The organism is Flavobacterium phragmitis (assembly GCF_900112575.1).
Taxonomy (GTDB): Bacteria; Bacteroidota; Bacteroidia; order Flavobacteriales; family Flavobacteriaceae; genus Flavobacterium; species Flavobacterium phragmitis.
Genome location: NZ_FOMH01000012.1, coordinates 17401 through 31015, shown reverse-complemented (window position 1 = coordinate 31015; position 13615 = coordinate 17401). Strand labels below are relative to the sequence as shown.

The following is a 13615-nucleotide window of genomic DNA, read 5'->3' as shown; positions in this document are numbered from 1 at the left end:
ACATCAAAAGAAAATTATTCTTGAATCTTAAGCCATTAGATTCATTCTAAATTTTGAAAGCCTGTTTAGAAGCATTAATATGAATGAGTTATCAGCTTTTGATAAAATACTATTAATCCGTTTATGCTAAAAACCTTATTTTTATCGCTATTTGATTTACTAACAACCATCTTTATGAAAACCACTTTTGTTCCAAAAACTTTACTTTCTTTTTTTCTGTTATTATCGTTTTGGGTTTCGGCTCAAAAATCGGATAGAGAACTAATTTTAATTGATAAAGAATGGCGATTTTCGTTCGGACATTTATATGACACTAAAAAAGATTTTGGACATGCAGAAGGTTATTTTTCATATTTAACCAAAACAGGTTTTGGAGATGGCCCTGCAGCAAAAGATTTTGACGATCGCGCTTGGAGAAAACTAGATCTTCCTCATGATTGGGCGGTTGAACAGCCTTTTAGCGAAAGCGCCAGTTTCAGCCACGGATTTAAAGCGGCAGGTAAAAATTATCCTGAAAAAAGCATTGGCTGGTACAGAAAGAAAATTAATATTCCAGAAAGTGATTTAGGTAAAATTATCTCAATCAAATTTGACGGTGTTTTTAGAAATTCAAAAGTATTTTATAACGGATTTTATCTTGGAACTGAACAAAGCGGTTATAATGGTTTTGAATATGATGTTACGGCTTATGTCAATTATGGCGGAGAAAATACAGTCGTTGTACGTGCTGATGCTTCGATGGAAGAAGGCTGGTTTTATGAAGGAGCAGGGATTTATAGACACGTATATTTACAAAAGACAAATCCGATTCATGTTAGGACAAATGGTACTTATGTAACTTCCGAACTGAAAAATAATGATGCTGAAATTACGGCAGAGGTTTCTATTGAAAATAAAGGGAATTTTTTTGGTTCTTTAGAAGTTATTCAGACTATTTTCGACGCTTCGAATAAACAGATTGCAACAAAATCTGAACAATTTACTGCACCTGAATTTTATAAAACAGCAACTTTTACTTCAAAACTAAATGTGAAAAATCCACTTTTGTGGGATGTTGATTATCCAAATTTATATCGTTTGGTTACTCAAATACAGCAAAACGGAAAAGTAATTGACAGCTATGAAACTACTTTCGGAATCAGAACCATTATGTTTGATCCTGAAAATGGCTTTTTCCTTAACGGAAAACCTTTAAAATTGAAAGGAACCAACAATCATCAAGATCATGCAGGAATTGGTACGGCATTGCCAGACGAAATTCAGTATTACAGAATTAAGAAACTGAAAGAAATGGGTTCAAATGCGTATCGTTGCTCGCATCATCCTCCGACTCCTGAGTTGTTAAAAGCTTGTGATGAATTAGGGATGTTGGTGATTGATGAAACTCGTTTAATGGGAATAAACGATTATCATTTGAATGATTTGCAACGAATGATGGAGCGTGACCGAAATCATCCAAGTATTTTCTGCTGGTCGGTTGGAAATGAAGAATGGAATATTGAAGGTGGCATTGTAGGTGAAAGAGTGACCAATGTAATGCAGAATTTCGCCAAAAGCATCGATCCGACAAGACCAATAACGGTTGGAATCAGCAGCGGATTTAAAAGCGGGATTTCTTCTGTAGTTGAAATTATGGGGTATAATTATCTTGGAAACGGAGATATTGATGCACATAGAAATCAGTTTAAAAATCAGCCCGGAATGGGAACGGAGGAAGGTTCTACGTTTGCAACCCGAGGGATTTATTTTACTGACGATGCCAAACATTACCAAAGTGCCTACGACAAAAAGCCAAGACCTACTTTTTATAGTATAGAAGAAGGCTGGAAATTTTATGCAGAACGTCCTTATTTAGCTGGAATGTTCATTTGGACCGGTTTTGATTATCGAGGAGAACCAACGCCTTATGGCTGGCCATCTGTAACGTCTTATTTCGGAATGATGGATGTCTGCGGTTTTCCCAAAGACAATGTTTTTTATTTAAAATCTTGGTGGGGAAAAGAACCTGTTTTACACCTATTACCACATTGGAACTGGAGTGGAATGGAAGGCGCAGCAATTGATGTCTGGGCATATTCTAATTGTGATGAGGTAGAACTTTTCCTGAACAAAAAAAGTTTAGGAAAAAAGAAAATGGAGCAAAATGGACATTTAGAATGGAAAGTAAATTATGCGCCGGGAACTTTGGAAGCTGTAGGATATAAGAATGGTAAAAAAGTACTTACTGAAATTCAGAAAACCACGGCTAAAGCTGAAAATATCAAATTGTCTTTGGATAAAGAAAATGTTGCAAAAGGAAATGTTTCTGTAATTACGGTTGAACTTACAGATAAAAACGGTCTTCATGTTCCCACAGCAAACGATGAAATAGAATTTTCGATAAAAGGCGGTAAAATTTTAGGCGTAGGAAACGGCAATCCAACGTCATTAGAAAACGATCAGTTTATAGATGATTTGGCTTTGGTTTCGATAACGAATTTTCAGGAGCAAGAAGAAACAACTGCTGTTTTGCCTCAGCAATTATCAAATTATACTGAGAGTAAATGGATTACCGCTTTTAAAGACCGTGATTATAAAAAACAAGCACCGAGTTATGTTTATAGAGGGGAATTTGAATTAAAAAGAAATTCGGTTAAAAATACAGTGAGTTTCTTTTACAAAAAAATAGGAGTAGAAGCAGCTGTTTTTGTAAACGGAACTAAAGTAGAACCATGTAAAGAAGATTCCCTAAAATATACTTTTAATACAGCAATTTTAAAAGAAGGAAAAAATACGATTCATATAGTAGCAACTCCTTTACAAAAAATAAAAGACTGGGACGTTATGAATACCGATCCCGGAATTATTCAGGTTATTACGCCTGCGGAATCTTGGAAAAGAAGGCTTTTCAACGGCTACGCTCAAATCATTATCCAAAAAGAAGATAATGCCAAAGAAGTTATTTTATCCGCTTCCGCAAAAGGATTACGAACTGGAAGTTTAAATTTAAAATAGTCTCCCGCAGATTTTGCAGATAAAGCAGATTATTAGATTAATCCAATCAAAAATAAAAAATCTCCTTTATCTGCAAAATCTGCGAGAGAAAAAACTTTGCGGCTCTGCGACTTTGCGAGATTATTTCTTGTCCCCTCCCAAAAAAAAAAAAAAAATACTTCCGATAGCTATCGGGATTGCGTAAATCCTAGCGCTCCTTACGGTTAAACCTGAAACCTGAAACCTGAAACAAAAAAAAACTAAATATTGTTTGATTTTCATAACTTTGCAAAATGAATAATCAGACAGAAACTCAGAATTGCGATTTTACTTCAGATTTAAAAATGAAGGGATTTAAAGTGTATCCTATAAATGGAGATTTTAGTAAAGTTCCAGTTTATAGCCGAAGAGACTTTTATAAAATCTGCATCAATACCAGCAAAAGCCTTATACAATACGCTGACCGCGGCATAGAAACCGACGGAAGCATTTTGTTTTTCGGTAATCCTATTATTCCGTATTCATGGGAAACACTTTCAGAGAATTATGAAGGTTACGCCTGCGTTTTTACAGAAGAATTCCTGAAAGCAAAAGACCGTTCTGAAACATTGCAGGAATCGCCTTTGTTTAAAATAGGAGGAACCCCAATCTTTTCTTTAAACGCTGAGCAAAAGGTTTTTATAGATTCGTTATTCCAAAAAATGATTCAGGAATATGAAACCGATTATGTTTTTAAAGACGATTTAATGCGCAGTTATGTCAACTTGATAATTCACGAATCAATGAAGATGCAGCCTTCGGAGAATTTCTTCAAACATAAAAATGCTTCATCCAGAATTACCTCTTTATTCCTGGAATTATTAGAAAGACAATTTCCGATAGAAACCAAAAACGAGCCTTTGGCATTAAAGACACCGCAGGATTATGCACAAAGTCTAGCGGTCCATGTCAATCATTTAAACCGTTCTGTAAAAGAAGTTACAGGAAGATCAACAACAGCACATATTACGGACCGAATTATAAACGAAGCCAAAGCATTATTGCAGCATACTGATTGGAGTATTTCGGACATTGGTTATTCGCTAGGATTTGAATATCCAAGTTATTTTAATAATTATTTTAAAAGGCTTACAGGAACGGTTCCAAAATCATTTCGCATGTAAATTGTTTCAATTTCATAATTTTTTGTTTGAATATTGTTATTTTTCAGAAGCATTGTTAGCCTAATTTTGCCTCTGAAATTACAGTATTAATCATTTATCAGTTTTTAACGGACTAAATAACTACTTCATAAAGCGCCTTCTAGCTTTCTCCAATTTAGTTTCTGATTCTGATAATTCCTAAAACCGAAAAATTATGAAAAACTCTGAAATGAATTAACAATTCTATTTTCTAAAGCGAGATGTAGCTTTTAGAATATTTTACACCAACTGGAAGGAAAATTAACCAAACAGTGAATTTATACATTACCGAAAATGCAAAAAAAAGGAATAACGGGTTGTTCTTAACGTTTTGGTAATGAATAATATATAGTTTAAAATAAAATCAAACTCAAAAAATAAGTAAATTTATGTCAACAAATTATTCAGCCGTTATCGAAGAAGGAAAAGTCCCGAACACCTACATGACGGGTGACGTTTCCTATAAAAAACAAACCAGTGATATTCATCCAGAAAACACTGTTGTAAAGGAAGTGACTTTCGAGCCTTGCGCAAGAAGTAATTGGCATAGTAATGCAGGCTTGCATATGCTGATTGCAAAAGAAGGAAGTGGTTATTACCAAGAGAGAGGAAGTGCAGTGAGAATGCTTAAAAAAAATGAAGTAGTGACTATTTTACCAGGTGTAGAGCACTGGTACGGTGCCACTCCGTTTGAGAAATTCTCTTATGTAGCCATTATTACAGAAGTGGATAAAGGTCACGGCGTTTGGCTTGAGCCTGTAACGGACGGAGAGTATTTTCTCTTAAGTAGTTTCTAGTAAAGTTGCTAAGATTCTAAGATACCAAGGTTCTATGTTTATTCTCTTTGGCGTGCTTTGCGTAAACCTTAGCGCTCTTTGCGGTTAAACCTGAAACAAAAAATCGAAACAAATTATAAAAAAAATGGAAACAAAAAGCATTAAAGCCTTTGGTACAGAAGCAGCCGAAGCACCATTACAAACCTTAGATATTAAAAGAAGAGCAGTACAGGCACACGATGTTGAAATCGAAATTTTATACTGCGGAATCTGTCACTCAGACTTGCATACGGCTAGAAATGAATGGCATGGAACCATTTATCCGATTGTTCCGGGACACGAAATTGTGGGTCGTATTACAAAAGTAGGAGAACATGTAAAAGGTTTCAAAGTTGGCGATTTGGCAGGAGTAGGTTGTATGGTGGATTCTTGTAGAGAATGCGAACATTGTAAAAATGATCAGGAACAGTTTTGTGATGAAGGAAATATTCAAACATTCAATTCACCTGACAAACATTTAGGAGGACAAACTTACGGAGGTTATTCCCAAAGTATTACAGTTGATGAAAGCTTCGTTCTACACATTTCAGACAAATTAGATCTTGCTGCTGTAGCCCCATTATTATGTGCCGGAATCACCACTTATTCGCCATTAAAACACTGGAAAGTAGGTCCTGGTCAAAAAGTAGGAATCGTTGGAATTGGAGGTCTCGGACACATGGGAATCAAAATAGCAAAAGCTATGGGGGCTCACGTTGTGGTTTTTACAACTTCTTTATCTAAAACTGATGATGCAAAACGTCTTGGAGCAGATGAGGTTGTATTGTCTACAGACGAAACACAGATGGCACAACATGCCAGAAGTTTAAACTTTATTTTAGATTGCGTTTCTGCAGAACACAATATCGATGCTTATTTAAACTTACTAAAAGTTGATGGAACACTTACTTTGGTTGGTGCGCCGATGGATCCGCTTCCCGTAACCTCTTTCAGTTTGATTTTAGGAAGAAGAAGTTTCTCTGGTTCGCTAATTGGAGGAATTAAAGAAACTCAGGAAATGCTTGATTTCTGCGCAGAACACAACATTACTTCAGATGTTGAAGTAATTGGCGTAAATGATGTGAATGATGCCTACGAAAGATTATTAAAAGGAGACGTTAAATATCGATTTGTGATTGATATGGAGTCTTTGAAATAGGTTCAAAGTGACAAAGTTACAAAGGTTCAGAGTTTTTTCTTGAATAAATCTTTTAGCTTTTCTCAAATTAATAAAAAAGAATTTGAAACTAGGTTTAAAGGGATAAAGCTTTAAACCTCCAGAGGTTTTTGCAAAGAAACCTTTGTAACTCTGTCCCTAAAAAAGAAAAAAAATGCAAATACGTCAACTAGGAAATAGCGGTCTGGAAGTCTCTGCACTGGGACTGGGCTGTATGGGAATGAGTTTTGGATATGGTCCTGCTCATGACAAAAATGAGATGATCCATCTTTTGCGTTCAGCTTACGAAAAAGGAATTACTTTTTTTGATACTGCCGAATGTTATGGACCATTTTTGAATGAAGAATTGCTGGGAGAAGCTTTAGCTCCTTTTCGCGATAAAATTGTAATTGCGACTAAATTCGGTTTTTTAGAAGGAGATTCTAAAAAAGGTTTAGACAGTCGTCCGGAATGGATTAGAAAAAGTATTGAAGGTTCTTTAAAAAGATTGAACACAGATGTAATTGATTTGTATTATCAACATCGTGTAGATCCAAATGTTCCAATCGAAGAGGTTGCAGGAACGATCAAAGATTTAATTCAGGAAGGAAAAGTGAAACATTTCGGACTTTCGGAAGCTGGCGCAGAAAGTATTCGCCGTGCACATGCTGTTCAGCCTGTTACAGCGTTGCAGAGTGAATATTCACTTTGGTGGAGAACGCCGGAAGAAGAAATTTTTCCAACCTTAGAAGAACTCGGAATTGGATTTGTGCCTTTTAGTCCGTTGGGAAGAGGTTTTTTAACAGCAAAAATTGATGAAAATACGCAATTTGACAGTACAGATTTTAGAAATACACTGCCACGTTTTGCTCCTGAAGCAAGAAAAACAAATCAAGCTTTTGTTGATTTATTAGGCAAGATGGCTTCAGACAGAGGAGTCACAAACGCACAAATCGCATTGGCATGGAATTTAGCTCAAAAACCATGGATTGCTCCAATTCCAGGAACAACCAAACTGCATCGATTGGAAGAAAATCTTGTTGCATTAGACCTAAAGCTCTCTGCCGAAGATTTGGCTGAAATTAATGAAGCCGTTTCTAAAATTACTATCGAAGGTTCAAGATACCCAGAGCATTTACAGAAAATAGCTGGGAAATAAGTTTCTCTAAGACTCAAAGTGACAAAGGCTCAAAGTGACAAAGGTTTTTGCACAGGGAAACCTCTGTCACTTTGAGCCTCTGCACCTTTGCATCTAAAAACAAACCCCTCAAGCAATTCAACTCTTGAGGGGTTTTTTAGCAAAGATTTGAGGGTCTAATAATACTAAATTGTTTAAAAAAATACTTACTCAGAATCTCAGAATCCTTGCCGTTTAAAAATAAATAACCAATTAAATTTATTTTACTTTTTATCTAAATTCTGCTTTAATAATTTTGCATGTTCTAGATGTGCAGTTAAACCCGCAATGCTGTTAGATGCCCACGTTTTAACATCTTCATCTACCGCATTTTTTGAGGCATCTTGAAGTTTATTAATTGCTTTTTCGTGACCGTCGATCATCATATCTGCGAATTTTTTATCAAAATCTACACCTGATTTTTCGTTTAGTTTTTTATATTCTTCTTGACCTTCTTCTGTTAGAGAAGTTGGTAAAGTAAAGTTTTTTGCTTTTGCTAAAGCGCTTACTTCTGAAGCTGATTTAGTATGCTCATCAACAAGCATTTTACCAAATTTCTTCACTTCTGGATTGGTACTTTTACTTTGTGCCAATTTTCCTATTTCGATTTCAGCTAAATTGATTTCTGCCTGATCTACTAAAAATTCAGAATCATCTTCTTTACTGTCTATAGAATCAAATTTAGCCTCGTTTGCATCTTCTGCAACTTCTTTTGGGTCTTCTTGTTTCGTTTCGTTTTTACAAGACTGAAGGAATATAATAATTAATCCTGCTCCTAAAATGGCTTTTCCGGCTAATAGTAACTTTTTCATGATTGTATGGTTTTAAATGTTATGATGTAAAATTATCTAGAACAAAAAGGAATATCTTACAGGATTTTTAGAGATTTTTATAGGATTTGGATGTAATTTCTCATTTTTCAAATAAAAAGATATTATATTAGCTAAACTAGAAAATCAAAAAAATGGAAAATACTTTTACTTATGGAATGAAGGTTACTTTAGGTAATGAGAATGGTATAGTAGTAAAAGACGACTTAGATGAACCTAATTTTTGTGGAGTGATTTGCTGGGACACACCTAAAGAAAATGATACAGAAGATTGGAGAGGGGATTATTTGGAACATTTATGCAGATAGGAGGAAAAATAATAAGGGATGTTATCCTTTTCAATTCATAAAGGATGATGGATCTTTGAAATAATGTAAAAAATAAAACTATTTATACGCATATTGAATCTGAATACTCAAATCTATTTTTGATGAAACAAAAAATTACTTTCCTATTTTTTATAACAACAATCTTCCTTTCTGCTCAAATAAGCTACAAAGGTTTTATTGATAAATATCCAATAGAGTTTGTGAGCTATGTTTATTCTGATGGCGTTGGTTCTGGAATTTACGCCTACACTAATTTTGATACTCCAATTGGCTTAGATGCTAAAATAAAGGGCAAAACTTTGGTTTTTACAGAAAAAGACACAAATGATAAAGCTACTGCTAGTCTAACATTTCAAAACTATAATGCAAAAAGTAGTCAGCTAAATGGAATTTGGAAAGATTTAAATTCAGGTAAAGAGCTTTCAATAAGACTAGCAAGAGAATTTGATGTAGAGCAGGCTTATGATATGGAAGGGAAAGAAAGGGAAATGCTGCAGCGGGTTTCTTTTAAAGATAAGTATTTTAAATTAGTACTTTCTAAACAAAAAGATGATTATGAACCGAAAGTGAAAGGAGTGAAGATTTATGAAAAAAAGACTGATAAGTTAATTCAGAAATTCGATGTAGAATGCCAGCTTTTAGGAATAGGAAACATTAGTATTGATGATTATAATTTTGATGGAATAGAAGATTTTTCTGTTTATGAAGGAGGCTCTGCCGGCCCAAATACTTCCAGTTTGTATTTTTTGTACAATCCCAAAACAGGAAAATATTTTGAAAGTAGTTTTAGTGGGAGTTCTTTAGAATTTGACAAAAAAAACAAACGAATCTACGAACATAATTCGTGCTGTGCTGGAAGCAGTGTTATTGATGCAGAATATAAAGTAGTCAATAATAAGATGGTTTTGCTAAAGCAAACCTGTCTTAAATTAGATACTAAATCGGGTAAATTAGAAAAAGTAAAATGTGATTAATTTATGACAAAAAGCGCTAAGTTTTTTTTCGGAATTTTCTTTTTTGGAGTTTTTTGCTTTTATATTAATTTTTTCTCTCCATTTGTTATGCCTTGGTATAGAGAGGAAGCTATTGAAGCGGCCTTAAGTTGGGGAGAGTTACAAAAACTTCCAAAAGATGCCGATATTACACATCTGGAAAAAAGAGGAAGTATGTTTACCAGACAGTTTATAATTGAATTTACTTGCTCTGATTCACAGATAAAAAATTGGATGCAAGAAAGTAAAGGATTTAAAAACAGTAAAATGAAAGTAAAGGATGGAACAATTACTTACGAAATCCATCCTAAAAAAGGTGCTTATGGCGGAAGAGTTAAGATTACGGGAAATAGAGTTGTAATTGATATGAGTTGGAGTTAATTAATATAATTATGGAAATCAAATCGAAATTTAGAAAGTTGTTTTGGATAAGAGCAGGGATTGGTTTTCTGGTTTTTATTTTTACATTATACTTATGCATAAATAGTATTTCGCAATATTCTAAACTTACTAAAAACCCTGTTTTTATTTTTTCGCTTGTTTTTTTAGTTCTTCTCTTTTTCGCAGCATTAGATTTGGCTAAAACTTTCAAGTTAACAATAAAAGAAGAAGGGATTGAAAAGATATTTGTTATTTCTAGGCATAGACAATTTATTCCTTTTATATCTATAATAGGTTTTAAAACTCAAAAAATTAGAATGAAAGGGAAATCAGGATATCTTACAGACGGATATACTCAAACAGTATTACAATTAGTTAATAACAAAAACTTAATAATTTCGCCAGATAGTTTTGAAAACTATGTAGAAATTATTTCTGCTATTAGAAGTAAACTCAAATAAATAAATATTTCTTTTATTAAAGAATCCCGTCATTCCAATGAGCGGGATTTTTTTATATCCTGTCTTTCACAATTCCCATCCCACAAATATGAAAATTCTGCAAAAAATTCTATAACAGAAACGCCTTACTTTTTGATGAACTTTGACTTATCAGATTTTTAGAATTTAACCTTAAAATTTAAAGTCATGCCAAATCCGAGAATTAAGAATGAAGAGCAATATGAAGCGTTGGTAAAAAAAGGATACAGCAAAGAAAAATCTGCTCGTATTGCCAATACACCAGATGCAGGAAAAAAAGGTGGAAAAGCAAAACCTTATGAAGAATGGACAAAAGAAGAACTTCAAAAACAAGCTAGTAAAGTTGGAATAAAAGGAAGGTCTTATATGAACAAAAAAGATCTGATTGAATCTTTAAGAAATAACTAATAATTGATCAAAACCATTTCAGTGATAAAAAAATAAATACCATGAATGCAGCAGCCCGAAAAGAAGTCTTAATGAATCAGTTGATTAAAGCGCCGCATTTAGTAATTGAAAAACTGGATTTAGAATATATAAATGATAATCAATTAACGATTATCCGTTGTCGTGAAGGTGAAAATTTCGTTTATAAAAAGAACGGAAGAGATGTAAAAAGCAAAAATGAAATCAAACGCATCAACAGTCTTGTTTTGCCTCCCGCATGGGAAAATGTCCGAATTACAGATGTTACAAACGGACATTTACAAGCAGTTGGAACCGATCTTAAAAATAGAAAGCAGTACCGTTATCATCCAAAATGGAATTTAATTCGGAATCAGACTAAGTTTTACAAAATAGCAGAGTTTGGAGCAAAGCTTCCCTCCATAAGAAAGCAGGTCGATATTGATTTAGAAAAGAAAGAATGGTCAAAAGAAAAAGTAACGGCATTGGTAATTCGATTAATGGAGGAAACGCATATCAGAATCGGTAACGAGAAATATGCCAAAGACAATAAATCATATGGACTTTCTACTTTAAGAAAAAGACATATTAATATCAATCGTAATTCACTTCGATTTGAGTTTGTAGGTAAAAAAGGAAAACAACACACGATCACAACCCGAAATAAAAAACTCATCAAATTGGTAAGTCGCTGCGAAGAAATTCCAGGCTATGAAGTTTTTAAATATTACGATAAAAATGGCGAAAAAAAGGTATTGGATAGCCATGCTGTAAATGAATATCTACATGCTATTTCGGGAGAATATTTCAGTGCAAAAGATTTTAGAACCTGGGCAGCATCCATAATATTTTTTGAAAGTTTGATGGAATTAGGAATTACTTCCAACGAAAAAGAAATTAAACAAAATATTATAACTGCTTTTGATCTAACCGCCGAAGCACTCGGAAACACTAGAAAAGTTTGCAAAGATTATTATGTGCATCCCCTTTTGATTTCAACTTACGAAGATGGAAGTATCCAAAAGTATTTTGATAAAGTAAAGAAAAGCCGAAGCACAAAAAAATATTTTACAAAAACAGAAACAGCTTTTTCTGAATTGATTCAGAATTATCAAATCGATTTAGAATCGCCGTGTCAATAATATAGAGTTTGAAGCATCTCTCTAAAAGCTTTCAATACAAACAAAATCAGTATTAACTAAAAAACTATTATTATGTTACGTTGGACAGTCATTTTTATTATTCTAGCCATAGTGGCGGGAATATTTGGTTTTGGCGGAATTGCCGCTGGAGCTGCAAGTATAGCTAAGATTTTATTCTTCATCTTTTTAGTATTATTTATTATTTCTTTAATCTCAGGAAGATCAAAAGTATAAGAAGAATATCAGTAAAATAAAGAACAAACTACAACGGCACATTTATTTCGATAATGTGTCGTTTGTGGTTTCAATAAAGAAAAAATAGCAATCATGGGAACAAAAAGCGGTGCTTATCAGGATGTTTATATTAAAAGGGATGATGTGATGGTAAGCCTAAAAAATGATGTAACAGATTTTTGTGAAAAATACATTAAACCTGTTCATCCTGAAAATTGGGATTGGTCGGTTCGCGATTTTGACAATCCTGACAACGATCCCACAATTGCCGAAGCCAGAGCAATTGCAAATGTAGTTTTTAAAGATTTAAATAGTAAAACTACAGATGTTGATCTTTCGACAATGAATAATGTGCATGCTATAAAAGCCTATTTAGACCCAAATAGCAAACATGAAGCTTTTAATATGGAAGAATTTGCATTTGCATTGAAAGTAGAATTGGAGCATGGAAAAGTAAAAGATGTGAATGTGACCAACAATCATCCTTTTTTAACGGCTATGATTGCACTAGCACACATGACCGAAAGTTTGACCTATTATAAAAGATTAAAAGTGATGGAAGCTGAGGGTGAAATTTATGAAATAGTGCGTAAACTGGAGTCTTCATCAATAGGAAAGGAGCAATGGTATAAAGAATTAGGCAAAGCAGAGCAGGAACTTAGTGAAGCAAGAGCGGGCTTGGCAGAACGCTTGGAGCGAATGGACGATATCCCGGTATTGAAAATTATTGGTGATTAATTGAATTTTAAACTCAATAAAAAGCCGTTAAGAATGAACTTAACGGCTTTTTTGGTTTTACTTAGTAAAGCCTTCTTTGCTCTTCTTTTGTAAATTTATTTTTTTTCTTTTGACGCTGTACATCGTCTTCAACATAATTGTTGTTTTCATAATCTTCATCATCGTCGATGTCTTCTAAAACATCTTCGGTTTCGCTGAAGTCATTTTCGAAGGTATCGGCAGGATTGTCAAATTCGTCATTTTCAACTTCATCATCTAAATCCTCTTCGATGTACTCCTCTTCCTCATCGAATTCATCGTCAAATTCTTCTCCTTCTTCCAAAACCACTTCATAAACATCGTCATCGGTATCTTCCAGATCTCTGTCATTATGAAAATCATCATTTAAATCGTCCAAATCGTCGTCATAACCGTTAAGTTTTTCGTCAGGATTTGGTTTATTCGGATTATGGCCATTTCGAACCGTGTAGCCTCGTTCTGCATCTTCAGCATTACTGCTTTGGGTTCTTTTTGTATTTAAGTCATAAAGTTCCTCATTCATTACAGTGTTTCTGTCTGAAGTATTTGGATTTCCTGGATCTTTAGGAAAGGTGCTGTTTCTTTTGTCTGTCGTATCCATGATATTCAATTTTAGTAATTTATATCTTCAAATTTAGCGCTGAATAATTTAGGAATTCTTATACGATTGTCTTGTGTAATTGTATAATTAACAGATGTTTAGAATGAAATTTAAAGATAAAATCATATAACCAGTCTGATTTTGCAGGCAGTAATTTTATCATC

15 protein-coding genes are annotated in these 13615 nt (G+C 33.8%); 13 read left to right on the top strand and 2 right to left on the bottom strand.

All coding sequences use genetic code 11. From position 1 onward, the window contains the following. Positions 1–174: 174 nt before the first annotated feature. The 5 genes from galA to BM289_RS20050 all read left to right on the top strand — a co-directional run bounded on the left by galA (position 175) and on the right by BM289_RS20050 (position 7284). Positions 175–2994: a beta-galactosidase GalA gene (galA, locus tag BM289_RS20070; protein ID WP_091496847.1), complete on the top strand. Its 2820-nt coding sequence runs from the start codon at positions 175–177 to the stop codon at positions 2992–2994. A gap of 272 nt (positions 2995–3266) precedes the next feature. Beyond that, positions 3267–4136: a helix-turn-helix domain-containing protein gene (locus BM289_RS20065; RefSeq protein WP_091496845.1), complete on the top strand. Its 870-nt coding sequence runs from the start codon at positions 3267–3269 to the stop codon at positions 4134–4136. Positions 4137–4543: 407 nt separating this feature from the next. Beyond that, a complete protein-coding gene (locus BM289_RS20060; RefSeq protein ID WP_091496844.1) occupies positions 4544–4951 on the top strand; it encodes a cupin domain-containing protein in 408 nt (135 codons plus the stop codon). 124 nt (positions 4952–5075) lie between these two features. After that, a complete protein-coding gene (locus tag BM289_RS20055) occupies positions 5076–6128 on the top strand; it encodes an NAD(P)-dependent alcohol dehydrogenase (RefSeq protein ID WP_091496843.1) in 1053 nt (350 codons plus the stop codon). A 172-nt stretch (positions 6129–6300) separates the two neighbouring features. After that, a complete protein-coding gene (locus BM289_RS20050) occupies positions 6301–7284 on the top strand; it encodes an aldo/keto reductase (RefSeq protein WP_091496841.1) in 984 nt (327 codons plus the stop codon). A gap of 242 nt (positions 7285–7526) precedes the next feature. Here BM289_RS20050 and BM289_RS20045 read toward each other — a convergent pair whose 3' ends face one another. Continuing rightward, positions 7527–8114: a DUF4142 domain-containing protein gene (locus BM289_RS20045; protein ID WP_091496839.1), complete on the bottom strand. Its 588-nt coding sequence runs from the start codon at positions 8112–8114 to the stop codon at positions 7527–7529. A gap of 152 nt (positions 8115–8266) precedes the next feature. Between BM289_RS20045 and BM289_RS20040 the strand changes: the two genes are divergently transcribed. From BM289_RS20040 to BM289_RS20005, 8 genes are all read left to right on the top strand, one after another. After that, positions 8267–8440, top strand: coding sequence for a hypothetical protein (locus BM289_RS20040; RefSeq protein WP_244165422.1), 174 nt, complete (start codon positions 8267–8269; stop codon positions 8438–8440). Between the two features lie 122 nt (positions 8441–8562). Beyond that, complete coding sequence (locus BM289_RS20035) at positions 8563–9435, top strand: XAC2610-related protein (protein ID WP_091496837.1); 873 nt, start codon at positions 8563–8565, stop codon at positions 9433–9435. Positions 9436–9522: 87 nt separating this feature from the next. After that, entirely contained in the window at positions 9523–9834 is a 312-nt protein-coding gene (locus BM289_RS20030; RefSeq protein WP_143102108.1) for a hypothetical protein, read from the top strand. Between the two features lie 11 nt (positions 9835–9845). Next, the gene (locus BM289_RS20025; RefSeq protein WP_091496832.1) at positions 9846–10295 is read left to right on the top strand and encodes a hypothetical protein; all 450 of its coding nucleotides are present in this window, start codon (positions 9846–9848) and stop codon (positions 10293–10295) included. Positions 10296–10481: 186 nt separating this feature from the next. After that, positions 10482–10721, top strand: coding sequence for a DUF7218 family protein (locus tag BM289_RS20020; protein ID WP_091496830.1), 240 nt, complete (start codon positions 10482–10484; stop codon positions 10719–10721). Positions 10722–10762: 41 nt separating this feature from the next. Continuing rightward, the gene (locus BM289_RS20015; protein ID WP_091496828.1) at positions 10763–11860 is read left to right on the top strand and encodes a DNA topoisomerase IB; all 1098 of its coding nucleotides are present in this window, start codon (positions 10763–10765) and stop codon (positions 11858–11860) included. Between the two features lie 72 nt (positions 11861–11932). Continuing rightward, a complete protein-coding gene (locus BM289_RS20010; protein ID WP_091496826.1) occupies positions 11933–12094 on the top strand; it encodes a DUF1328 domain-containing protein in 162 nt (53 codons plus the stop codon). A gap of 93 nt (positions 12095–12187) precedes the next feature. After that, positions 12188–12832: a DUF5661 family protein gene (locus BM289_RS20005; protein WP_091496825.1), complete on the top strand. Its 645-nt coding sequence runs from the start codon at positions 12188–12190 to the stop codon at positions 12830–12832. A gap of 61 nt (positions 12833–12893) precedes the next feature. Here the strand turns inward: BM289_RS20005 and BM289_RS25350 are convergent, their stop codons facing one another. Next, entirely contained in the window at positions 12894–13451 is a 558-nt protein-coding gene (locus BM289_RS25350) for a hypothetical protein (protein WP_143102107.1), read from the bottom strand. Positions 13452–13615: the final 164 nt, after the last annotated feature.